Here is a 23,141-nt window from a genome sequence, read left to right on the forward strand (position 1 = left end):
AGGTTTATATTTTATTTTTTCGTGTTTAAGATGGATCAAAAGTATAGCCCGTAGATATAGGAAGAAAACAATGCTTTAGAAAATCAGACTTTTGTAAATTTATTTTATAGTTTTTAAATAATTGTTTTATAGTTAGTTACATGTTTGTAATCAGACTTTTAATTTGTAATATTAGGCCGGCTTATAGTTTATAAAATTTGCGGAATGGATGATTTGAAAACTACCCTCGATACACTAGACGAAGAAGACAAACAGGCACTGGCTGCTTTTATACAGCGACAGAAACAGAAGGCATTCCGCAAAGACCTGGAACTGCTGCATTTGCTGCAATTGCCAAAACCGCTGACATCGGATCAGATCATAGCAAGGCTTTATAAAAATGACCCGAACCCGGTCGCGTATTATGCCCTTCGCAAGCGATTGATGCGCCACTTGTCGGATTTTATTTTGCTGAAACGCATGGCAGAAGATACCACGGCGTCGGCGCCTATTATGGGAATGCTGGCTTTGGCGCGTTACCTGTTCGAGGTGCGGCTAGATAAACTGGCGTGGGCATACCTGCGGAAAGCAGAGAAACTGGCTCAAGCCAACGAGCAGTTCGACTTATTGAACACGATCTATAATTTGCAGATTGAGAAAGCAGAAAACGAGTTTGCCGACGACCTGGACCTGATCATCAGCAAACGCAACGAAAACAAGCTGGGCGCCGACGAAGAAGAGCGTGCAAACATTGCCAACAGCATCATCAACAAAAGGCTGCGCGACGTACGGAAGCAGGGCAGCGATGTGCATTTTGGCCGGATAATACAGGAGGTACTGAAAGAATACGGGCTTTCCGAAGCGGTAAGTAAACGCCCGGCTTTGCTGTATAAACTAATGTCTATTGCCCGGAGCGCTATACTTGCCGGCAAGGATTTCCTTTCTTTTGAGCCTTACATTATAAAGCAGTACCACGAAACAGAACAGCAGTATGGTTTCTCGAAAGCCAACCAATACTATAAACTGAGCCTGCTGTACATGATCGCGCACGTGCTGTACCGGAACAAGAAATTCACAGAGTCGGTGCATTATTTAGAGCAGCTAAAGGCAGGGCTGGAAGGCGATGGCAAAGGACATTACGCGCATTTTTACCCGCGTTATACGTTTCTGCTGGTTGCAAACCTGATCTTCCTGCACCGCAACGACGACGCTATAAAACTGATGGAGCACCTGCTGCACAAAGCCAAACTTACACTAAGCACAAAAGACCAGCTTACCGCCCAGCTTGGCTTGAGTTTCAGTTACTTTACCCAGGGCGCGTTCGGGAAGGCAAACCGGGTTTTGATGAGCATAAAGCGCTCGGATAAGTGGTGCGAGAGCAAAATGGGCCGCGAATGGATATTGAAAAAGAACCTGGGCGAAATGATCATTCAACTGGAACTGGGCAACATAGACCTTACTCTGAACAAGATTAGAAGTATAGAGCGCGTGTTTAAAGACCTGTTGCAACAACCCGTTTATAGTAATGTAAACCGCTTCCTGGATCTAATTAAGGTCCTGATCGATAACCCGCAGGCTGTAACTACTCCGGCTTTTATGCAACACGTTGAGGAAAAGCTTGCCTATACTACCTTCGAGCGCACCGATATTCAGGAGATAAGTTTTTATGCCTGGCTCAAATCAAAAATGTATTCCCGCTCTTATTACGAAATGCTGCTGGAACTTGGCAGTGGGGCAGATGCTATAGTTGAAGGGCAGGAAGTATAAGTTCAGAAAGAAAATACTATATTAGCTGAAGTATATACTCCGGTATAGTTGCTATGGATTTGAAAAGTGGTAGTTCCAAACATGATTTAGATGAGCGTAGTTGGAGTGTACACTATAGTTGTATGTAATTAAAAGATAAATGAACATAAAACTCATTTCCCTTATTATGTTGTCTCTTTATTCTTTCTGCTTTGCAAAAGAAAATAATTGTAAAGATTTTAAGAAAGGCACATTTGAACTAAACAGCGTGGATGGAAGCACTCATATTATTACACGCACAAAAAATAAACAGATAGAAAGAGTCGGAAGGACAGGATCAATATTCGAATTCGACATAAAATGGAGAGACGACTGCTCCTATATACTGTATAATAGGAAAATGATAAAAGGGGTTGATGAGTTTTCAGAGTATAAAATTGATACCCTTTATAATAAAGTAATAGGAGTTGATGGTAAAAATTTCAAGGTATTAACGACAATCAAAGAGTTCGATTTTGAAGTTGAAGCAGTTATGAAAAAAGTAAAATAACTACTTCCATCACACCTATACCATGGCTACGCCACGGCAAATCCCATTACATTATGCGACGAAATTAAACAGTACTATACTGTAGATGTGCTTATGAAAACCAGAATTAGTTTCCTCTCCATTTTTACCATCCTATTCTTCATCTGCTTGGGGTGCGATAAAAAAGAAGAAGTTACATGTATGGATGATTGTTTGGATACATACCTGGAACAAAATGGAATGGTCAGTTATAAAGGTGAAGAGGTGGGGTGTAAGTTCTTTGTGAGTCTGTATGAGTATCAAAACAAGCAATATTATGTGTTAGATAGCCATTGTGCAGACGTGGCAATTAATCCTACTGATTGTAATGGCAACACTTTATGTGGAAATGGAAATGAGAAGGGATGCAATGATTTTTTTGAAGAGGCAAAGTATATAGGTATAGTTGGAATTAAGCCATAAATTACCTCACACATCAACACCTATAGTACATAAACGCACTATAGCCAAGCACGTTTCTGTAGATCAGTTTACCGCATTACCCATAACACAAAATTCTCTGTTCCAATTTTAACAATCCATCATGTATAAATTCTTACTTATCATAGTTCTTGCTCTGTTTTCAGGTCGGTTAGCGGCTCAAACTAATTCCATTAATGAGGAGAGATTTCTTTCAATTGGTGGAATAGAGCAATGGGTAACTATTAGTGGGGAGGACAGCTCAAAACCTGTAGTCTTGTTTCTGCATGGAGGGCCCGGCAGCACTATGAACCCCTACGATGATACCATGTATGGCTATTGGAAAAAAGACTTTGTGCTGGTGAACTGGGACCAAAGAGGAGCAGGAAGAACTTTTGGCCGGAACGCTCCCGAAGAAGTAAGTGAAGATTACTGGATAGAGAATCCTTTAACTGTCGAGCAAATGACAGCAGACGGTATTGTACTCGCCGAGTACCTGACAAAACACCTCGGGAAGCAAAAAATTATACTTATAGGTACTTCCTGGGGGTCTATATTAGGGGCTAAAATGGCACTTGCCCGCCCTGATCTTTTTTCTGCTTACATAGGCCACTCCCAGGTAGTAAACTTTTCAGAAGGACTTGCCCATGCCTATAAAGCAGTTTATAAAATGGCTGAGAATGCCAACGATCAGGAGTCTGTTGGGGTCTTAACTCAATTAGGTTCACCACCTTACGAGAATGCCAAAAAAGAAGGCCAGTTGCTGCGCATCATCAAGAAGTATGAAAAAGCGAATTCAATACCGGCGCCTGCTGACTGGTGGAAGTTGAAAAGCGAGTACGATAACGAAAAAGACGCGCAGGACAGGTACAACGGCGATGATTATTCTTTTATTCACTTTGCCGGTTTTAAGGCCATGGGTATCAAATCGATGGGAGCAGGGGTTAATTTTAGGAAGGATGGTTTGGAATATAAAATACCGATATATTTTATTCAGGGTGAAGAAGATATCCTGACGCCAAAAGAACTTGCCAAAGCTTATTACGATCAGGTGAAAGCTCCAAAGAAAGAGTTTGTGCTGGTGCCAGGTGCTGCACACGGTCATAACCAGGCTATAATTGACGCTCAGTATAAGATCGCGAAAAAGTCATTAGATCACAAAAACAAATAAAAACTACTCCACCCACACCTAACACATGCAAGACATTCAGTTTCCACTTACCCTTACTTTTAAGATCTCTACTTTCTCGAACGACTTTACGGTGCAGGATGCCAATGGCCGCACCATTAATTACGTGAAGCAGAAGCTATTCAAGTTTATAGAAGAAGTAAACGTTTTCAGCGACGAAGCCAGATCAGAGCAACTATACACCATCAACGCCAATAAATGGATCGACTTTTCGGCTTCCTATAGTTTCACTAACCAGGTCGGGGCACAGGTAGGCAGCGTGGCGCGTAAAGGTTGGTCATCGTTATGGAAAGCCCGCTACGAGATTTTTGATGAACACAAGCAGCAGGATTTACTGATACAGGAAGAGAACGGCTGGATAAAAGTCGCTGACGGACTGCTGGGCGAAATTCCTGTGCTTGGTATGTTCACCGGGTACTTATTCAATCCGTCTTACCTGATCAGCAAAACAAACGGAGATCCGGTGGCAAGGCTTGAAAAGCAAAAATCATTTTTCGGCAGACGATTTAAGGTTTCTAAATTTGGTGAGTTACAGCCCGGCGAAGAAGAACGCATGGTACTTGGCCTTATGATGATGATCCTGCTTGAAAGACGCAGAGGGTAACTATAACACCAGAACTACATGAACACTAGCCGAAGTTACCTGAAAGGGAAATCTGTTTTTATTGTTTCGCTGGTAGTTGTAAGCGTTACCATACTTACAGTGTACCTGACGGGCATAAACTTTAACAGGTCGCTAACTACCAATCTATACTTGTCACTATCCATTATAGCCGGGGCTTTGTTCCTGTTTATGCTATTTGGGCTTTACACCGGAGTTGGCCTGGTAGATAACTTTCCGGAGTTCCGGAAATTTAAAAGGGGAGACTATCTTGCAACTACCGGCTCTTTGCCCGATCTGCCAGCAACAGATATTGGTGACGATGAAGGGGGAATATTTGTGGCAATACTGTTGTGGTTAGGTGCTGCACTGACTTTTATAGTACTGCTTATCCTGCTCGAAGCAGTAATTTGGGTTTCTGTTTTTATTATACTGGCTATACTTTACTGGGTGTTCTTCAGGGCGCTTAAATTTGTTTTCAGTAAAGCTGCAGTCACAAAAGGTAATTTAGGTATTTCAGCACTTTATTCGCTGGGCTATACTTGCTTATACATTGGTTGGATTTTCGGAATCGTGTACCTGGTTCAGGTTTTCGGTTAATGGGTACTTAGTAACAACTTAACTATAAATCTCCCGCCTATATTTGGAAAATACATCTGTTGTTATATATATTTAGGGAGGAATATTCTGCATTTAAATAAGGTGCCTGGTATTCTCACTAATCTATCAACCAACCTAAAACAAACCTTATGCAGGACACTTCTACCACAGAACAGGAAACAACCATTACCCAACCAACATTAGCATTTAAAGGGCAGGGCTCCGAACTTTTCAGCATCCAGATCGTGAACATCGCCCTGATGCTGGTAACACTGGGCCTTTATTACCCATGGGCCAAAGCCAAAAACTTACAATACATTTATCGCAAAACTGAAATGGCAGACAGCCCCTTCACGTTCCACGGCACCGGGAAGGAGATGTTTATCGGCTTTATAAAAGGCATTGGCATATTTGGTGTGCTTTATAGTGTATTAATTTACGGGATGCTGCAAGCCCAGACAGATCCGGGTACTTACTTTATCTGTTTACTTATTTTTCTGGCTGGTCTTTCAGTGCTTGTGCCTATAGCCATACATGGCATGATGCGTTACCGTACATCGCGTACTAGCTGGCGAGGCATACACATGGGCTACCGCGGCACATTGGGCAGCATGTTTAAGTTATTCTACCTAAACCTTTTCCTGACCATCATCACGTTTGGTATTTATAGTGCCTGGTTTACTACAAATGTGCGCAAAGAGGTATTTAAGAACATGCGTTTCGGTAACGCGCAGTTCAGCTACATTGGCGAAGGCAGCGAATTGTTTGTTCTTAATATCAAAGGCTACCTGCTAACCATCTTTACACTTGGTATTTACTCTTTCTGGTGGGCTAAAGACCTGATCCACTTCTATATCAACAATATTTTAATTGAGCAGGATGGCAAGTATAGCCGTCTGGATTCGTCGCTTACGGGTGGGCAATACTTTAAACTGGCTGTTGGTAACCTGCTGATCATGATCTTTACACTTGGCCTTGGCTATGCCTGGGTGGTTACCCGTACAATGGCAGCTATAGTTAACAACTGCGAGATTATCGGAGAGTTTAACCCGGATGCGCTGGCACAGACCGAGGAAGACTATAAAAACGCTACCTTTGAAGACATGGCCGACATGATGGACATCGGATTAGTATAAACTATGTTTGAAGGAAAATATTACAACGGGCGTACCTCCAAAGGTATGCCCGCTTTCATTACACTCGAGCCCACTTACATCCGGGTTGCCTGGCAGGCCGGTGGCGAGAGCGGCACCGAGATCTGGCATCTTTCTGAGATACATAAATCGGAGTTTAACGACGCCAACACTATCCTGGAGTATGGCCCGTTCCCGAGGCAGAGCATTTCTGTGTTTGAGCAGGGTTTTAAAGAAGCGCTGGAACAACAATATGGGGATGCAGAATTTCTGAAGTCAAGCTATAGCTCGTTTGCTAAAACCGGTATCACAGGTTTAGTGGCTGGCGGACTTAGTTTGCTGGCCCTGGCTATCGTTTTGTTTGTGTGGGGTGTACCGGCACTGGCCGAAAAAGCGGCAGCGCATTTCCCGGAGGAATATGAGCGAGCATTAGGAGAGCAGTTACACGCGCAAATGATGCTGGACCAAACTATAGATTCTGCTAAAACCGAGGCTATACAAGATTACTTGGCAGCGCTGGAAGTGAAATCCGATTTCCCGATAACGGTTACGGTAGTCAAAAACGATATGGTAAATGCTTTTGCCGTGCCGGGTGGATTTATAGTAGTGCACGATGGTATACTTGATGAAATGGAGCGCCACGAAGAACTGGCTGGTTTGCTGGGCCACGAGATAGGCCATGTGCAGATGCGCCATTCTACCAAAGCCATAACCCGAAGCTTGTCTTACTACATGCTGCTATCCATACTTTTTGGCGATGTAAGTGGTATTGCAGCGGTTATAGTTGATAACGCCTCCACGCTGCATAGCCTGGAGTATAGCCGCACCGCCGAATCAGATTCCGACAAAGCAGGGCTGGAGTTGCTGGTGCAAAATAAATTAAACCCAAAAGGTATGGTCTGGCTAATGGAACGATTAAATTCCGACGAACCGGAGTTCCTGAAGTTCATCAGCACGCACCCAAATACCAGCGACCGCATTAAAAATATTGAAAGCCACATCCGCAAAACAAACTATAAACCCGAGCCAAACCCGGAACTGGAAGCAGCCTGGGCCAAGTTGAAAGACAGGTAAAGTAGACCTTGTAGCGCGCAACTCCTACGAGCGTCTGAAATCATTAGTGTTTCTTTGTAACAGGAATAGACGCTAGCAGGAGCTGTGCAAACTGCTAGGTCTGTTGCTGTGCAAGCTATACTTCCTTGTAATTCTATAGTTTGGTGCTGTTTCGGATTTCTGTGTCCGAAACCAAGTTTGCTGCGGACGTCCGCGTTAGCTGTACTACGGGGATAAGGATATCCCCGGCAGAGTGCTTGCGGACAAGGATGTCCGTAAGAACGAAGGAGTTACACTTCTAAAATAAACTTACGCGGCCAGAGTCCGCTTGTAACCCACACTCGCGGGACGCGAGCGAGTGCAGCTTCTTAAACTTACTCCTCGTTAACTATAATTTAACTCCTCAATTCTCTAACTCCCAAACTCTTTAACTCCAATAACTTTCTAACTTCCAAACTTCCCAACTTTCTAACTGTATTGCCTATCTTTGCGGGCAGCAAACCCTAAACCCCTGCTGCCGTGTATAAAAGCCTGCTTCGTCCGTTACTTTTCAAACTCGATCCTGAGAAAGTTCATTACCTGACCACCGATGCCCTGCAAACTGTTTACAAGCTACCGTTTGCGAAAAGTATAAGCAACAGCATGTTCCAGATGCAAAACCCGAAGCTGGAACGTGAATTGTTTGGCTTGAAGTTTCCGAACCCGGTTGGGCTGGCAGCTGGTTTTGATAAGGATGCGAAGCTGATTGACGAACTGGTAAACCTGGGTTTTGGCTTTATCGAGATCGGTACACTTACACCAAAAGGGCAGGAAGGTAACCCAAAGCCACGATTGTTCCGCCTACCCGAAGACCAGGCTATTATTAATCGCATGGGCTTTAACAACGAAGGCGTAGATGCTGCTGTAGCCCGACTGCGCAACCGCAAAAGCAAGGTTATAGTTGGCGGCAACATCGGTAAAAACAAAATAACGCCCAACGAAGAAGCTCTGAACGATTACCTGTACTGCTTTAAGGCACTGTATGATGTAGTGGATTATTTCGTGGTAAACGTAAGCTCGCCCAACACCCCGGAACTGCGTGCGCTACAGGAAAAAGAGCCGCTGCAGCAACTATTACTAGCCCTACAGGACGAGAACAGCAAAATGCCGCACCCAAAGCCGCTGCTGCTCAAAATTGCCCCTGACCTGAACGAAGCCCAACTTAATGACATTGTTGAAATAGCCATTGAAGCAAAACTAAGCGGTATAATTGCGACTAACACAACTATAAGCCGCGAGGGACTTCATGCATCATCCCAAAAAGTAGAAGAAATTGGAGCTGGCGGCTTGAGCGGTAAGCCGTTAACCAAGCGCTCTACCGAAATTATCCGGTACCTGCGTCAGCACTTGCCGCAAAGTATAAAGATCATTGGAGTAGGCGGGATTATGACTGCTGAAGACGCGTTGGAGAAACTGGACGCCGGTGCTGACCTGGTGCAATTATACACTGGTTTCATTTACGAAGGCCCTTCACTCATCACCCGGATAAACAAGAAACTGCTGGCCAGATAAATTTTTAAAACCGTTGAAATTGCTCTTCGCAATCCACCCAAAAAATGTAAATTTGGAATTCTAATTAGTCGAAGGGTATGGCAAAGAACACGTACAGAAACGAAGCGCAGAACGGAAGCAGGGCTACGAATGAATTTAGGGGCCGTAATGAGCCGCGTGCCGCAGCAAATACGCCCAGGAGCCAGGCTTCGCAGCAAAAGCAGAAATCCGGGAAGTCTTTTAAGTTCTCTTTCCCAAAAATAAAGTTACCGAGCTTCAAAATAAGCTTCCTGCAGGACAAGCGGTTCAAGCTGTTTGCTGGCTTTTTCTTCCTGCTCTTGTCCTTCTGCATGGTCATTGCCTTTGTGTCCTATATCTTCACGGGCCACGCCGACCAGAGTGTTGTAGAGGCAGTAGATAGCACCGGCCTGAAAGAAAGCGGTCAGGAAGCCGAAAACTGGTTGGGTCTGTTTGGTGCCTGGCTTTCGCATATCTTTATCTATAAGTGGCTGGGTATCGGTGCTTTTTTCGTTATTCCTGTCGTGTTTTTTACTGGTGCCCGCATCGTATTCAGTCGCGTAACTATTTCGCTATCATATGTACTGGGTCTGTGTAGTTTCAGTATGCTGTGGCTGAGCTTAACGCTGGGCTACATTGTTTATACTGCCGGCGCTGTAGAGCAACTGGGCTTTTTAGGTGGCGGCATCGGTATCGAAACTGCTATCTGGATGACCTCACTTATTGGCTGGGGCTCCGGGTTGGTACTTGGCTTTTTGTTTCTGGTGTTCCTGGTTTTCTTCTTCGATATCACGAGCCTTACCTGGGGCAAAGCTACTGCTGACGAAACAAGCGGCGATACAACTGTAAATAGCAGAGCAGCTTCGTCAATAGGCGAAGTGTTGCATGGCTCGCCTCGTAACATCAACCATAACGCCGACCCAACTGCTTCACTGGAATTTGATGAGGAAGAAGAGGAAGAAGAATATTTCGATGAAGACGAAGATGATGCCATAAACCAGGCCTTGGAAATGGAGCTTCGTTCTATTCCGCCTATAGCTCCAAAAGCAGCTGCTCCAACCCTGGAACTGGACATTGAAGACGAAAGCCTGTTTGAAGAAGAGGATGCAGAAATGGAGTTCGACACAGCCGAAGATGAAGCTGACCTGAACCTACAGATCGAAGCTATTCCTGTTGAAGAAACCGGTGATGCGATCGAAAACTATGACCCGACCTTAGACCTTGCCCGCTACCAGTACCCAACTATAGACCTGCTGACCGACTATGGTGCCAGCAAAGTATCGGTTACCAAAGAAGAACTGGAGGCCAACAAAGACAAGATCGTAGAGACGCTGGGCAACTATAACATTGGTATCGCCAGCATTAAAGCAACTATAGGCCCGACTGTAACGCTATATGAAATTGTACCGGATGCAGGTGTGCGTATCTCCAAGATCAAGAACCTGGAAGATGATATTGCCCTAAGCTTAGCTGCTCTTGGTATCCGTATTATTGCCCCAATTCCGGGCAAGGGAACAATAGGTATAGAAGTGCCGAACACCAAAAAAGAAATGGTGTCTATCAAATCTATACTTTCGACGGAGAAGTTCCTGAAGAGCGATATGGACCTGCCGATCGCTTTTGGTAAGACCATCACCAACGAAGTTTTTATTACCGACTTAGCCAAAATGCCTCACTTGCTGATGGCGGGTGCTACGGGTCAGGGTAAATCGGTTGGTCTTAATATTATACTTACCTCGCTGCTTTACAAGCGTCATCCATCGCAGCTAAAGTTTGTACTGGTCGATCCGAAGAAAGTGGAATTGTCGCTTTTCAATAAGATAGAGCGCCACTTTTTAGCCAAGCTGCCGGATAGCGAAGAAGCCATCATTACCGATACCAAAAAGGTAGTAAACACGCTGAACTCGCTGTGTATGGAAATGGATATGCGCTACGACCTGCTGAAAGATGCTGGCTGCCGTAACCTGAAAGAATATAACCGCAAGTTTGTAGAGCGTAGGCTGAACCCGAAGAAGGGCCACAAGTTTATGCCTTTCATTGTGTTGGTTATAGATGAGTTGGCCGACTTAATGATGACTGCCGGTAAAGAAGTGGAAACCCCGATCGCGCGTCTGGCACAGCTGGCCCGAGCCATTGGTATTCACCTGGTTGTGGCTACGCAGCGCCCGTCGGTAAACGTAATTACAGGTATCATTAAAGCCAACTTCCCGGCACGTATCTCATTTAAAGTAACCTCTAAAATAGATTCCAGAACTATACTTGATGCCGGTGGTGCGGATCAGCTGATCGGTCAGGGTGACATGCTGTTCTCTATCGGGTCGGATATCATCCGTATTCAGTGTGCGTTTGTGGATACCCCGGAAGTAGACAGAATTTGCGATTATATTGGTGAGCAGCAGGGTTACAGCGATGCTTATTTATTGCCTGAATTTGTGGGGGATGACAGCGGCGCTGAGAAAGTTGACTTTGACCCAAGCTCCAGGGATCCGTTGTTTGAAGAAGCAGCCCGCATTATAGTACAGCACCAGCAGGGAAGTACCTCGCTGTTGCAGCGCCGCCTTAAACTGGGCTACAACCGTGCCGGCCGATTAATTGACCAACTGGAGTCGGCAGGTATAGTTGGCTCTTTTGAAGGTAGCAAGGCCCGTGAAGTTTTAATACCAGACGAATACAGTTTGGAACAGTTATTGAATACCATGGGTTAAGCTAACAATTAGAACCTTTTGAAATGAAAAGAATATTCGCCCTACTGTTTGCCATGGTACTGTTTGTGAACCTAGCAAGTGCGCAGCAAGACCCGCAGGCAACTAAAATACTGAACGCCATGAGCGCAAAGTATAAAGCTATGAAAGCGTTTAAAGCTACGTTTGCGCAAACCATGGAAAGCACCTCTGCAAAGTCGAAAGAGACTGTAGAAGGAAATATACTGGTAAGCGGGCCAAAGTATAGATTGGCTGTAAGCGGCCAGGAGATCATCAGCGATGGTAAACTGATGTGGACCTACCTGAAAGACGTGAACGAAGTAACCATTACAGAATCTGATCCGGAAGCGGAAGCTATGGCGCCGAGCAAGATATTTGATATGTATAAGAAGGGTTACAAGTATGCGTATACCGGCCCTGAAAAAGGAGCAGATGGCGTGACGTATGATGTAATTGAAATGGCACCGCTAGACCGCAATAACCCGATCTTTAAAGTGCGCCTGTACATCAACCAGAAAGACAAATCGTTGAAAAGCTGGAAGATGTTCCGTAATAACGGCATTCGTTATACCTATACCATCAAAAATTTCCAGCCAAACCCGACTCTGGCTGCCGATACTTTTAGTTTTAACAAAGCAAAGTATAAAGGCGTGCAGGTAGTAGATTTGAGATAATACCTAACCTGATATGATTAGAAAGGCTGCTCCGGAAACGGTGCAGCCTTTTTTGACTATGAGGTTTATGATGGGTGTGATGTATTATGACAAGAGCCTGGTTGAGTTTATAAACTATAAGGTTTGTGATGAGAGTAGAGACGCAATATTTTGCGTCTTTTTTTATGTCTGAACTATAAGCTTTGATTTAGTACAAGAGGTTTTGCAGAAATTTAAAGGACTGAATCACTATGGTTCTAAGAAACAATCATAAAAAATCACATCCATCATAAACCTCATAGTTCTGTTTTTACACCACAGCTTAAACACTTACATTTGTACAGACCTAACCCACCTACCGCCATGACAAGAGAAAAACTATTCGAGCAGATCCTGCAAAAGAAATCATACCTGTGCGTTGGCCTCGATACTGACCCAAAGAAGTTGCCAGAGCACCTGCTTGATTTTGAGGACCCGGTTTTTGAGTTTAACCGCCAGATTATAGATGCGACTGCCGATCTGTGTGTGGCCTATAAACCAAACATCGCATTTTATGAAGCGCAGGGGCCGAAAGGGTGGGTGAGCCTGGAACGAACTATAAACCACATACCGCAGGAGATATTTACCATAGCCGATGCCAAACGTGGCGACATTGGCAACACCTCCGAACTATACGCCCGCGCCTTTTTCGAGACCATGAACTTCGACTCTGTTACTGTTGCGCCTTACATGGGCTCTGACTCGGTGAAGCCGTTCCTGGTGCAGGGGGGCAAGTGGGTTATTTTGCTGGCTTTAACCTCTAACCCGGGCAGTCAGGATTTCCAGATGCTGCGCCTGGCTGATGGTAGCGAAGAGTATCTTTGGGAACAAGTGCTGCGCGAAAGTTCTACCTGGGGCACAGCCGGCCAGTTAATGTATGTGGTTGGCGCTACGCAAGCTGAGTATGTGCAGCGCGTTCGTGCTATAGTTCCGGACCATTTCCTGCTGGTGCCTGGTGTTGGCGCACAGGGCGGTAGCCTCGAAGAAATCTCGCGTTTAGGCATGAACCAGCGTTGCGGCCTGTTGGTCAATTCTTCCCGCGCTATTATCTACGCCTCATCCGGCCGCGACTTCGCCGAAAAAGCCCGCGAAGCAGCACAGGAAGTACAACGCGAAATGGAGCAATACCTGGAGCAGTACGTGCAGCATTTGTAGGTAGGTTTGTAAATTTATTTTTGAGTAAAATTGGCTTATATTAATAAGACTAAAAATTGAAGATCGTTACTTGGAATTGTAATGGCGCATTTAGGAATAAGTTCGAAAACATATTGGACTTTAATGCAGACCTATACATTATACAAGAATGTGAGAATCCTGCAGAGGCTAAACACCAAAAATATAAAGATTGGGCAGAGAACTATATTTGGATTGGAGACACAAAAAACAAAGGATTAGCAATATTCGCTAAACCAGAAATTAAGTTGAAAAAGTTAGATTGGCTTGACCAATATCAGGATCATTCTGTTAAGCATTTCTTGCCCTGTTCTATAAATAATGAATTTGACTTATTAGCGGTTTGGACTCACTTTAACAACTCCCCCAATTTTGGTTACATTGGACAGTTATGGAAATACTTACAGGTAAATAAAAATAAATTAAATAAAACGATAGTAGCAGGCGATTTTAATAGCAGTGCAATCTGGGACCAATGGGATAGATGGTGGAACCATTCAGATGTTGTAAATGAATTGGAAAAGCTTGGGATAACAAGTTTGTACCACAAGTTTACAGGTGAACAACAAGGCAAAGAAACCAGCCCAACTTTGTACTTCCAACGAAAACTTGAGAGACCGTATCACATTGATTATGTTTTTGGTGCTCAAAAGTTCTCTGAAAAACTAAAGAATATTGAGGTCGGACAAGCTGATGGATGGTTAAATATAAGTGATCATATGCCAATTTTGTGCGAATTTTCAGTAGACTAATAGAAGTTGCGCCAACCATAAATATTTTACGAATGCTTAGTTTTTGTTAAATTCAGTGTCCTCTAAATGCTAACCCTAACCCGCACCACTTCCGATAACCCCGACTTCCGGAGCCTTGTAGTTTTACTGGACCAAGACCTGAAAGAGAAAGATGGCGACGATCATGCTTTTTATGCGCAGTTCAATAAAGTGAATAGTATAAAAGAGGTGATCGTGGCTTATAAAGATGGCGTGGCAGCTGGTTGTGGTGCTATAAAACCATACACCCCAACTATAGCCGAAGTAAAGCGCATGTTCGTGCACCCGGATTTCAGAAGGCAGGGAATTGCCAAAAAGATACTGACTGCTTTAGAAGACCGGGCAATGGAGCTGAACTATAGTTCAACTGTTTTAGAGACTGGCATGAAACAAGCCGATGCCATAGAACTATATAAAAACAACGGCTACAACATAATTCCGAACTACGGGCAGTATGCAGGCGTTGAAAACAGCGTGTGTATGCAGAAACAACTGATTTAAGAAGAGAAATGAACAACAACGATATACTCCGCCGCCTGCGCTATACATTCGATATCAGCGACAATAGAATGATAGACATGTTTGCCTCTGGTGGAAAAGAAGTAACACGCGCCGAGATAAGTGACTGGATGAAGCCTGAAGACCATGAAGAATTTCAGAAGCTGGTAGATATTAACCTGGCTGCTTTCCTGAACGGTTTTATAAACGAGAAGCGCGGCAAAAAAGAAGGTGAGCAACCCAAGCCCGAAAAAAGTCTGAACAACAACATCATCCTGCGAAAGCTTAAGATTGCTCTGAACTATAAAGACGAAGACATCCTGGGCGTGTTGGACGAAGTAAAATTCCGCTTAAGCAAATCTGAGCTCAGCGCTTTCTTTCGGAAACCCGACCACCAGCATTACCGCCCGCTAAAAGACCAGATCCTGCGAAATTTCCTGCTCGGCCTGCAGCTTAAGTATAGGCCGGAGTCGGGGAAATAGGTTAACCCCTTCCCAACCTTCCCCTTTAAAGGGGGCCTTACTCCCAAAACAGGGGAAGGAGTAAAACACCCCTGGCCCCTCTCAAGAGGTGAATTTCTGCTGAAGTTATAGCTACAATTACAGTTCTATAGTTAACAATTAACTCTTTCTGCTGGCGCGAGTCTCCGGACTCGTGTCTGATTATGAAGTTGAGTCTCCTGACTCAACTGGCCCGACAGGGACAGGCTTACCAACGGCGCTAACTATTGTGCTATAGAATTCCAACTAAGTTCTTTCGGCTTTGCTAATCTGAAAGAGTATTTTTTGCTCAAAAGCATTTCCTGATCTAAAATACTGTTTCTCTACACTTTAAATAACTTCTATCGTTAATGTAAAATGCACCACTAACTATAGCAGACTATGAAAACCGGCTGGCCTGAACTTAACTACCACACATCAAAAGACACACTGGAAACGCTGCACCTCTGGACGCAGATACTTGGCAAAATAAAGCTGAAAATGCAGCCCTGGGTTAACCACTCGTGGCACGTAACGCTTTCCGTAACGCCAACCGGGTTAACTACCGGCGACCTTTCAGGCCAAAACCAGCATTTCCAGATAGACCTGGACCTGGTGCAGCACCAGGTAAGTATAAAAACCAGCACCGGGCAAAGCCGCACGCTGGCTTTAGGACATATATCGGTTGCCGAGTTTTACAAGAAAATAATGCATGCACTGGCCGAACTGGGCATTGATGTAGAGATCTATAAAGTCCCCTGTGAGCTGGAAAATCCTATCCCGTTTGACGAAGATAATACCCATAAAACTTACAACCCCGGACAGGTAACCGCTTTGCACCAGGCCTTGCTGAAGGCGCAGGAAGTGATGCAGAAATTTCGGGCGGAGTTCAGGGGCAAGTGTAGCCCGGTACATTTTTTCTGGGGAAGTTTTGACCTGGCTGTTTCGCGGTTTTCGGGGCGCACTGCTCCCAAGCATCCGGGTGGCGTACCAAACCTGCCGGATTGGGTGGCACAGGAAGCCTACTCGCACGAAGTGAGTAGCGCTGGATTCTGGCCCGGCAACGAAGCCCTCCCCGAAGCAGCCTTTTATAGTTACATCTACCCCGAACCTGAAGGATACAGAACAGCCAGCGTAAAACCTGCAGAAGCCTATTTCCATGAAACCTTAGGCGAATTTATACTGCCTTATGAAGCCGTGCGGAGTGCAGATAACCCGGATGCGATGCTCCTGGATTTTTTGAGAAGCACGTACGAGGCCGCCGCCAAACACGCCAACTGGGACACGCAAACACTGGAGGCCTGATACTATAATTTTTGCTAGCCTGATATTTATAGTTAAAGCAGGTAACTAACCCGTGGCTGCCTGCGCTCTTTCGGATTTGTAATCCGAAAGCAGGTTGTTATCAGGATTTGTAATCCGCTTCCATACTTTTGTTACAAGCACCATCATTAGCCAAACTTTATAAAGTCGGATTGCAGATCCTCGCAGTAAGTATTTTCGGATTACAAATCCGAAAGAGCGTGTGATCTTAGGTTTAAACAGAGAATTCAGGGAATCGTTGAATATTCAGAAACAACTATACTATAGTATGAGCCATCAGCGTTACTATTAAAACCCTCTACACCACCTATGACCAGACTTATCCTTGCTGCCACTTTTCTGCTTATTTCATTCGCAGCTCACAGCCAGACTATAGTTTTAAAAGGCACCGCGCTGCATGGCAAAGAGCCGATTCCGTATGTGAACATCGGCATTAAAAAGAAAGGTATTGGCACGGCAGCAACTATAGACGGTACGTTTACTTTAAGCCTTCAGAATGCTTCCCTTATTGATACGCTGACTTTTTCGGCTGTCGGTTATAACGAGCTGTCGGTTCCGGTTAAAACTATAGTTGACGGTGGATTATCTGAATTTAACCTGACAGAAAAAACTACCAGTTTGCGCGAAGTGGTAGTAAAAAGCAAAGCGCCCAAGATCAGAAAGTTCGGGACCACTTCACGCAATCCCTTCATTTACGGCACCTCCCAGGCACAAAATGCGAATGATATTTCGGAATTAGGTAAACTGATCAACCTAAACAACAAGCCATCGGACATTCTGTCGGCTACGTTGTACCTGCGCAGCAATAAAATAGATTCTGCTAACATGCGCATCAACTTTTATGAGCATGTGGATGGTATGCCGGGGCAGCGAATTGTGGAGAAAAGTATTATTAAGAGACTACCTATGAAAGAAGGCTGGGTAACGATAGATTTAGAAGACTATAACATTACCGTCGCCGAAGACTTTTTTATTGGGTTTGAATACCTGCCTGATCCAAGTCATAAAGAGAAGTATTTGTTTGCCTTTGGGGCCGCTTTTGGTGGGAGCTATTTTACCCGGAAAGTTAGTTTGGGAGACTGGGAAAAAGGCATAGGAGCAAGGTTGGCTTCTTATGTAACTGTCAGGCAATAAACTGTAGGTTGCATTTTCTGAACTATAATCTGTTGAAAAGTTCTGCCCTGTATTCGCTGTTACTGGCGCTAACTATAGTTTGCGTGTTGCCTGCAAAAGCGCAGCAGCTAAAGCCTGTGGTTCAACTATCAGGGGTAGTTATAAATGCGGATAGTACAGTAGGGCTGGCAGGAATAGCGGTGTATGTGCCGGGCACAAATCGGGGAACGGTCTCCAGGCAGGACGGCTTTTTTACGCTCCCGGTACTTGCCGGCGATAGTGTGGTATTCCAGGCGCTGGGCTTCGAGAAACAGTATATCATCATTCCCAAAACAAATACTCCGGAAAGTTTTACCACAAGCATCCGCCTGACACAGCTAACCAAACAACTGCCCGAAGTGCAGGTAATGCCATGGGCTACCCAGCAGGATTTTAAGGTTGCAGTAAGAAATCTAAACCTGCCAAAAGAGCCTGCCGTGACTCCCGAACTTGGTTCACTGCCTGATAACTATAAATCTATTTTTGAAGGGCCTGTTATGGACGCTGCCGACAACGTAAAGCAAGGTTTTAAACACCATCAGCAGATGCGTGAACAACGCTACCTTGTACCCACTACTATCCGCATTTTTTAAATCTGCCGAATTGCGCTTATCTTAGGACTTTGCTCAGAACCGGGCCGCGCATGTCCATGAAAGAAGATTTTCTGCATTACATCTGGCAGCACCAGTACTACCGTAAAACCGACCTGGCTACTACGGAAGGCGAGCCTGTGCAGGTAATGCGCACTGGCTACTATAACACCGATGCTGGCCCTGATTTCAGAGAAGCTATAGTTCGGATAGGCGATGTGGAGTGGTCGGGGAGTGTGGAGGTTCATTTGCGGGCATCGGACTGGCGCCGCCACAACCACCAAACCGACCTGAAATACGACCAGGTAACGCTGCATGTGGTGTGGGAAGCAGATACTCCGGTTTTGCGGACCGACGGCACTATAATTCCGGTACTGGAACTGAAGGACAGGGTTGATACCGCGCTGGTTTATACTTACAGGCAACTACAGGAAGCCCGCACCACCATACCCTGCGCCAACGTATGGCCAGCTGTGCCCGAAATAACCAAAACCATGATGCTGGGCCGTGCGCTTACCGAGCGCTTAGAGCAGAAAGGACACGAAGTACTGCAACTATACACCAACTATAACCACGACTGGGAAGCAACGGCCTATCATGTGTTGTTCAAAGGGTTTGGGTTTAAGATTAACCAACAGCCGATGGAGCGGCTAGCGGCAGCCTTGCCTGCAACTATAGTTCGGAAGCACCGGCAGCTTTTTCAACTGGAAGCCATGCTGTTTGGGCAGGCCGGTTTTTTAGCGGATCTTGAAACGGAATATGCGCAGCAGTTGGCAAAAGAGTATAGTTTCCTGAGCCACAAGTATAGTTTAGGAGAGAAAGCCATGCAGCGCCACCACTGGAATTTTATGCGAATGCGACCTGCTAATTTCCCGACGGTGCGACTGGCGCAACTGGCGGCGGTGCTGGCAAACCGGCAAAGCTTTTTTACCACTATTTTAGAAGCCCAAACTATAAAACACTACGAAGCGCTGTTTATGGCCGAAGTTTCGGAGTTCTGGCAACAGCACTTTACATTTACTCCGGAGCCGACCAAAGCAACCAAAACGATGGGAAAAGGCAGCGCGCACAACCTGGTCATAAATGTAGCCGTGCCGTTACTGGCCGCTTACAGCCATTTCTCCGGCGACCGAACTTATCTTGAAAAAGCCATTGAATTGCTTGAGAAAGTAAAGGAAGCATCAAACAAAATTACGAGGCTGTATGAAGAACTGGGCTGGAAAGCCAAAACGGCAGCTGATAACCAAGCGGCACTTTCGCTTTACAAAAATTACTGTCAGCCGGTAAACTGCCTGCAATGTGCGGTGGGTAATAAAATTCTGAAACAAAACATCCTTTCCGGCTCGTGATAGTGCTTGTTTACTTATTGAATGTTGCGTTGCTGTTGGGTCTGGGCTGGCTGCTTTTCAAACAAAGCTGGGCGCAAATACTTAAGCCTTACCTGTTTCCTGCGCTGGGTTTAAAATTAGTTTGCGGAATATTACTGGGCCTGCTTTACTTCCATTACTACGGCGAAGGTGATACCATAACCTACTTTAACGCATCTCAAAAGCTGACCCAACTGGCCCGTGACGATGCTGGTGCTTACTGGCGTTTGTTGCTGTTAAATGAGTTTCCGAGTGAGAGCTTTAAAGAGAGCGTGCCATTTACGCGCTTTGCTGATTTCTCCAATTCCTTTTTCCTGCTCAAAGTCATCAGTCTTTTTAACCTGCTTACAGGCAGCAGTTATTACCTGATCGGGCTATACTTTTCGTTGTTCAGTTTCTGGGGAATGGCGAGGCTGGCGGCTACACTCTCTATAGTTTTTCCGGATACAAAGAAGGCGGCTATAGTTGCCTTGCTATTCTTTCCTTCGGTGGTGTTCTGGAGTTCGGGCTTGCTGAAAGATGCGGTGCTGATGGGCAGTATGTGCTGGGCAATGGCCTTTGTGCTGCAGCTGGCGCATCAGCAGAAACAAGCTATAGCTACCTGGCTGTTGCTGCCCTTACAACTCTACCTGTTTGTTAAGATCAAGATCTTTTTTGCGGCGCTGCTACTGTTTTTGCTGGGTAGTTATCTACTAATAATCTGGCTTTCCCGAACTATGAAACTGCTGCAAACTATAACAGCGCAGTTGCAGACATTGGCTGGATTTATAGTTTTGGCGGGAACTATAGTATGGCAGATCAGCGGCATTTTCAGTTTGGGTTTTATCCTGCACCACCTGGTAAAGACCTACGATGGCTTGCTAGCCTTATCGTTGGGCGGGCCGCACCTGAGCTATAGTTCGCTGGAGTCAACCATACCATCTATATTTTCTAATTCTCCTAAAGCATTTTTTAGTGCCATTTACCGGCCTTTTATTGGTGAATCTTCAGAAGTTCTATATCTGTTACTGGGGCTGGAAAATTTGTTTTTGCTGGCACTAACAATTATAGCTATTGTGTCAGCTTTCTCTAAAAGTTGGCTGCAACATATCAAACTATGGCATGTAATTCTGATGCTGTTTATAGTTGCATCAGCCATAGTTATCGGCATCAGTACACCTAATTTCGGCACGCTCAGCCGTTATCGCATTATTTTCCTGCCGTTCCTGGTGTATTTGCTTTTACAGAACAGGTTTGCGCAACGGTGGTTAGTAAAAATGTAAATGGCGCGAGCGTCCTTTAGTTTGGCCTCTGGCCCAGCCGGATTACTATAATAAGACACGAGCTGCAAACCCGCGACAGCATAATAAAACTATAGCTGTTTGTCATCTCGACGTTAGGAGAGATTTATCTGGAATTCGAAATAGATTTCTCACGCTGTTCGGAATGACAAATAGAAAATGGGATGCATTGAGCAACAAAATCCGCAAATTACCAGCACTTTCAATCTCACACACTTCTTCGTACCTTTGCACCTTATTTTAGAAAAGCTATGCAGAATCCTGTCATCATATTGGGTGCCCAACAACTGGGTACGGCCGCTTTAGATATTTTTAACAGCAACAGTGTTGTAGTTTATTGCTTCCTGGACGACAAAAAAGACCTGCAGCAGCAGGAGATCAATAACGTGTCGGTGATGAGCAGTACCGAAGACGGCGAATTTCTGAAACTGATCGGAAAGAAGTGCGACGTGTTTGTGGCGGTAGAAGATTCGGCTGCCCGCAAAGGCCTGATCCACATGCTGAAGGACGAGTACAAAGTGGTGCCTGTAAACGCTATCCATAAATTCAGTGCCGTGTCGGAATACGCGTGGATGGGCCATGGCAACATGGTAGCGGCTGGTGCTATTGTTAATAACAATGCTAAAATAGGCGACAACTGCATTATACAATCAAGAGCGCTGGTAGATACCAATGCCGAGATCGGTGATTTTGTACAGATCGGTGCAGGTGCTATCATTAACTCCGAAGTAAAAGTAGAAGAAGGTGCTTACATTGGATCGGGTGCGGTTATAGTTAGTGGCGTAAAAATTGGCAAGAATGCGCGTGTGGGAGCCGGCTCTGTTGTGGTAGCCGATGTGCCTGCCAAAGCAACTGTTTTCGGTAACCCGGCAGCGGCCATAAAATAAACTTTTATAGTTATAGTTGCTGTTATTTACCCGAACTGATAAATGTCATTTGTTGACAGCAGTTTGGTTTTTACTTTTACCACCAGATAGTTACAGGTTAAATTGCTGGTGTCAGAAGTAGCAGATTTTTGAAGGCCAGCAATTTAACCGCCAACTATTTTTTTGTTTTTAAGAGCCTGTGGTCAGGTTTAAACTATAATTTTTTTGAATGAGTGATTGAGTGGATAAGTGAATAGAAAAATCCTGTTCACCCGCAAATCCATAAAACCCAGATTCAAATTTTAGCAATTAACGAATAACCAAATTAAAAACACTTAGCTGAAACTAAGCCGTTATGAACAAACCATACAGCATTTTACTGTACTACTGCTACACCCCGATAGCGGATCCGGAAGAATTCCGTGAGCAACACCACCTGATGTGCCTTGAGCTGAATCTGCTCGGCCGAATCATTGTTTCAAAAGAAGGCTTGAATGGCACCGTGTCTGGTCTGAAAGAAGACTGCGAAAAGTACATGGAGCTGATGCACGCTGACCCGCGCTTCGCTAAGATCGACTTCAAAGTAGATGAATCAGAAGGCCATGCATTTACCAAAATGCACGTGCGTACCAAATCCGAGATCGTACACTCCGGCCTGCTGCACATAGACCCGAATGCCCGCACCGGTAAGCACCTGGAGCCAAAAGAGTTCCGGGATATGAAAGACCGCGACGATGTGGTAGTGCTGGACGTGCGCTCAGATTACGAATACAATGTTGGCCGCTTCAAGAATGCTGTAACGCTGGATATTGAGAACTTCCGTGAGTTTCCGGAGAAGGTGGCTGAGCTGAAGGAAAAGTATAAGGATAAGAAAATACTAACTTACTGTACCGGCGGTATTAAATGCGAAAAAGCCAGCGCGTTTTTGCTGGAGCAGGGTTTTGAAGATGTATACCAGCTGCATGGCGGTATTATTAAATATGGCAAAGAAGCCGGTGGCGAAGACTTTGAAGGTAAGTGTTATGTGTTCGATAACCGTGTGGCAGTTGATGTGAACTCAGTAAACCCGAAAGTGATCTCGACCTGCTATGTGTGCGGCACCGAAGACGACCGCATGGTGAACTGCGCCAATCCGGTATGTAACCTGCATGTGGCTATCTGCGAGAAGTGTGGCTGGGAACTGGAAGGCGCCTGTTCAACAGAGTGCAAAGGCCACCCCGAAAAGCGCCCTTACGACGGCACTGGCTACTACCAGAAAGAGATGAACGGCTACAACCCGTTGAAAGGATTTAACCGTCGCAAGAAAAACGACGTACACGCATAGTGTATTCTCTAAAGCAAAGAAAAGCGTGCTCCTAACCGGGCACGCTTTTCTTATTTTATGGTGTTTAGATTTGTGAACTATAGTTTGC

The 23,141-nt window shown here is 45.1% G+C and carries 22 protein-coding genes; all 22 read left to right on the forward strand.

Translation table 11 applies throughout. The features are described from left to right. Window positions 1-204 precede the first annotated feature (204 nt). Entirely contained in the window at window positions 205-1,746 is a 1,542-nt protein-coding gene (locus tag ABS362_RS05150) for a hypothetical protein (RefSeq protein WP_350411258.1), read from the forward strand. A 139-nt stretch (window positions 1,747-1,885) separates the two neighbouring features. Then, the gene (locus ABS362_RS05155; RefSeq protein ID WP_350411259.1) at window positions 1,886-2,275 is read left to right on the forward strand and encodes a hypothetical protein; all 390 of its coding nucleotides are present in this window, start codon (window positions 1,886-1,888) and stop codon (window positions 2,273-2,275) included. A 93-nt stretch (window positions 2,276-2,368) separates the two neighbouring features. Further along, the gene (locus tag ABS362_RS05160) at window positions 2,369-2,716 is read left to right on the forward strand and encodes a DUF6970 domain-containing protein (RefSeq protein ID WP_350411260.1); all 348 of its coding nucleotides are present in this window, start codon (window positions 2,369-2,371) and stop codon (window positions 2,714-2,716) included. A gap of 121 nt (window positions 2,717-2,837) precedes the next feature. Then, complete coding sequence (locus tag ABS362_RS05165; protein ID WP_350411261.1) at window positions 2,838-3,884, forward strand: alpha/beta fold hydrolase; 1,047 nt, start codon at window positions 2,838-2,840, stop codon at window positions 3,882-3,884. A gap of 25 nt (window positions 3,885-3,909) precedes the next feature. Next, the gene (locus ABS362_RS05170) at window positions 3,910-4,506 is read left to right on the forward strand and encodes an LURP-one-related family protein (protein WP_350411262.1); all 597 of its coding nucleotides are present in this window, start codon (window positions 3,910-3,912) and stop codon (window positions 4,504-4,506) included. Window positions 4,507-4,524: 18 nt separating this feature from the next. Beyond that, complete coding sequence (locus tag ABS362_RS05175; protein WP_350411263.1) at window positions 4,525-5,103, forward strand: hypothetical protein; 579 nt, start codon at window positions 4,525-4,527, stop codon at window positions 5,101-5,103. Window positions 5,104-5,252: 149 nt separating this feature from the next. Beyond that, window positions 5,253-6,239 (forward strand): YjgN family protein, encoded by a 987-nt coding sequence (locus tag ABS362_RS05180; protein WP_350411264.1) that lies wholly within the window; start codon window positions 5,253-5,255, stop codon window positions 6,237-6,239. A gap of 3 nt (window positions 6,240-6,242) precedes the next feature. Continuing rightward, entirely contained in the window at window positions 6,243-7,310 is a 1,068-nt protein-coding gene (locus tag ABS362_RS05185) for a M48 family metallopeptidase (protein ID WP_350411265.1), read from the forward strand. Between the two features lie 498 nt (window positions 7,311-7,808). Further along, the gene (locus ABS362_RS05190; RefSeq protein ID WP_350411266.1) at window positions 7,809-8,840 is read left to right on the forward strand and encodes a quinone-dependent dihydroorotate dehydrogenase; all 1,032 of its coding nucleotides are present in this window, start codon (window positions 7,809-7,811) and stop codon (window positions 8,838-8,840) included. A 77-nt stretch (window positions 8,841-8,917) separates the two neighbouring features. Next, window positions 8,918-11,542 (forward strand): FtsK/SpoIIIE family DNA translocase, encoded by a 2,625-nt coding sequence (locus ABS362_RS05195; RefSeq protein ID WP_350411268.1) that lies wholly within the window; start codon window positions 8,918-8,920, stop codon window positions 11,540-11,542. A gap of 23 nt (window positions 11,543-11,565) precedes the next feature. Continuing rightward, window positions 11,566-12,213 carry an outer membrane lipoprotein periplasmic chaperone LolA1 gene (gene lolA1, locus ABS362_RS05200; RefSeq protein ID WP_350411269.1) on the forward strand — a complete coding sequence of 216 codons (648 nt, stop codon included), beginning with the start codon at window positions 11,566-11,568 and terminating at the stop codon, window positions 12,211-12,213. 342 nt (window positions 12,214-12,555) lie between these two features. Continuing rightward, window positions 12,556-13,386: an orotidine-5'-phosphate decarboxylase gene (pyrF, locus tag ABS362_RS05205; protein WP_350411270.1), complete on the forward strand. Its 831-nt coding sequence runs from the start codon at window positions 12,556-12,558 to the stop codon at window positions 13,384-13,386. A gap of 56 nt (window positions 13,387-13,442) precedes the next feature. Next, the gene (locus ABS362_RS05210; protein ID WP_350411271.1) at window positions 13,443-14,156 is read left to right on the forward strand and encodes an endonuclease/exonuclease/phosphatase family protein; all 714 of its coding nucleotides are present in this window, start codon (window positions 13,443-13,445) and stop codon (window positions 14,154-14,156) included. 66 nt (window positions 14,157-14,222) lie between these two features. Continuing rightward, window positions 14,223-14,675: a GNAT family N-acetyltransferase gene (locus ABS362_RS05215; protein WP_350411272.1), complete on the forward strand. Its 453-nt coding sequence runs from the start codon at window positions 14,223-14,225 to the stop codon at window positions 14,673-14,675. An 8-nt stretch (window positions 14,676-14,683) separates the two neighbouring features. Continuing rightward, window positions 14,684-15,154 carry a YehS family protein gene (locus ABS362_RS05220; RefSeq protein WP_350411274.1) on the forward strand — a complete coding sequence of 157 codons (471 nt, stop codon included), beginning with the start codon at window positions 14,684-14,686 and terminating at the stop codon, window positions 15,152-15,154. A 399-nt stretch (window positions 15,155-15,553) separates the two neighbouring features. After that, window positions 15,554-16,456 carry a DUF5996 family protein gene (locus ABS362_RS05225; RefSeq protein ID WP_350411275.1) on the forward strand — a complete coding sequence of 301 codons (903 nt, stop codon included), beginning with the start codon at window positions 15,554-15,556 and terminating at the stop codon, window positions 16,454-16,456. A gap of 327 nt (window positions 16,457-16,783) precedes the next feature. Then, entirely contained in the window at window positions 16,784-17,608 is an 825-nt protein-coding gene (locus ABS362_RS05230; protein ID WP_350411276.1) for a carboxypeptidase-like regulatory domain-containing protein, read from the forward strand. Between the two features lie 32 nt (window positions 17,609-17,640). Further along, on the forward strand, window positions 17,641-18,219 hold the full coding sequence (locus ABS362_RS05235; RefSeq protein ID WP_350411277.1) for a carboxypeptidase-like regulatory domain-containing protein: 579 nt from the start codon (window positions 17,641-17,643) through the stop codon (window positions 18,217-18,219). A gap of 50 nt (window positions 18,220-18,269) precedes the next feature. Beyond that, window positions 18,270-19,565, forward strand: coding sequence for a DUF2851 family protein (locus ABS362_RS05240; protein ID WP_350411278.1), 1,296 nt, complete (start codon window positions 18,270-18,272; stop codon window positions 19,563-19,565). Beyond that, the gene (locus ABS362_RS05245; RefSeq protein WP_350411279.1) at window positions 19,562-20,845 is read left to right on the forward strand and encodes a hypothetical protein; all 1,284 of its coding nucleotides are present in this window, start codon (window positions 19,562-19,564) and stop codon (window positions 20,843-20,845) included. The genes ABS362_RS05240 and ABS362_RS05245 overlap by 4 nt, the downstream gene beginning before the upstream one ends. Before the next feature lie 269 nt (window positions 20,846-21,114). Then, window positions 21,115-21,750: an acetyltransferase gene (locus ABS362_RS05250; RefSeq protein ID WP_350411280.1), complete on the forward strand. Its 636-nt coding sequence runs from the start codon at window positions 21,115-21,117 to the stop codon at window positions 21,748-21,750. Between the two features lie 334 nt (window positions 21,751-22,084). Then, complete coding sequence (gene trhO / locus ABS362_RS05255) at window positions 22,085-23,053, forward strand: oxygen-dependent tRNA uridine(34) hydroxylase TrhO (protein WP_350411281.1); 969 nt, start codon at window positions 22,085-22,087, stop codon at window positions 23,051-23,053. The last annotated feature ends 88 nt before the right edge of the window (window positions 23,054-23,141 follow it).

The sequence above is a fragment of the Pontibacter populi genome (genome assembly GCF_040278685.1).
Taxonomy (GTDB): Bacteria; Bacteroidota; Bacteroidia; order Cytophagales; family Hymenobacteraceae; genus Pontibacter; species Pontibacter populi.

Excerpts from the sequence above, each read along its gene's own strand:
- ABS362_RS05150 (WP_350411258.1), top strand. The coding sequence starts at position 205 with ATGGATGATTTGAAAACTACCCTCGATACACTAGACGAAGAAGACAAA.
- ABS362_RS05155 (WP_350411259.1), top strand. The coding sequence starts at position 1,886 with ATGAACATAAAACTCATTTCCCTTATTATGTTGTCTCTTTATTCTTTC.
- ABS362_RS05160 (WP_350411260.1), top strand. The coding sequence starts at position 2,369 with ATGAAAACCAGAATTAGTTTCCTCTCCATTTTTACCATCCTATTCTTC.
- ABS362_RS05165 (WP_350411261.1), top strand. The coding sequence starts at position 2,838 with ATGTATAAATTCTTACTTATCATAGTTCTTGCTCTGTTTTCAGGTCGG.
- ABS362_RS05170 (WP_350411262.1), top strand. The coding sequence starts at position 3,910 with ATGCAAGACATTCAGTTTCCACTTACCCTTACTTTTAAGATCTCTACT.
- ABS362_RS05175 (WP_350411263.1), top strand. The coding sequence starts at position 4,525 with ATGAACACTAGCCGAAGTTACCTGAAAGGGAAATCTGTTTTTATTGTT.
- ABS362_RS05180 (WP_350411264.1), top strand. The coding sequence starts at position 5,253 with ATGCAGGACACTTCTACCACAGAACAGGAAACAACCATTACCCAACCA.
- ABS362_RS05185 (WP_350411265.1), top strand. The coding sequence starts at position 6,243 with ATGTTTGAAGGAAAATATTACAACGGGCGTACCTCCAAAGGTATGCCC.
- ABS362_RS05195 (WP_350411268.1), top strand. The coding sequence starts at position 8,918 with ATGGCAAAGAACACGTACAGAAACGAAGCGCAGAACGGAAGCAGGGCT.
- lolA1 (WP_350411269.1), top strand. The coding sequence starts at position 11,566 with ATGAAAAGAATATTCGCCCTACTGTTTGCCATGGTACTGTTTGTGAAC.
- pyrF (WP_350411270.1), top strand. The coding sequence starts at position 12,556 with ATGACAAGAGAAAAACTATTCGAGCAGATCCTGCAAAAGAAATCATAC.
- ABS362_RS05215 (WP_350411272.1), top strand. The coding sequence starts at position 14,223 with ATGCTAACCCTAACCCGCACCACTTCCGATAACCCCGACTTCCGGAGC.
- ABS362_RS05220 (WP_350411274.1), top strand. The coding sequence starts at position 14,684 with ATGAACAACAACGATATACTCCGCCGCCTGCGCTATACATTCGATATC.
- ABS362_RS05225 (WP_350411275.1), top strand. The coding sequence starts at position 15,554 with ATGAAAACCGGCTGGCCTGAACTTAACTACCACACATCAAAAGACACA.
- ABS362_RS05230 (WP_350411276.1), top strand. The coding sequence starts at position 16,784 with ATGACCAGACTTATCCTTGCTGCCACTTTTCTGCTTATTTCATTCGCA.
- ABS362_RS05240 (WP_350411278.1), top strand. The coding sequence starts at position 18,270 with ATGTCCATGAAAGAAGATTTTCTGCATTACATCTGGCAGCACCAGTAC.
- ABS362_RS05250 (WP_350411280.1), top strand. The coding sequence starts at position 21,115 with ATGCAGAATCCTGTCATCATATTGGGTGCCCAACAACTGGGTACGGCC.
- trhO (WP_350411281.1), top strand. The coding sequence starts at position 22,085 with ATGAACAAACCATACAGCATTTTACTGTACTACTGCTACACCCCGATA.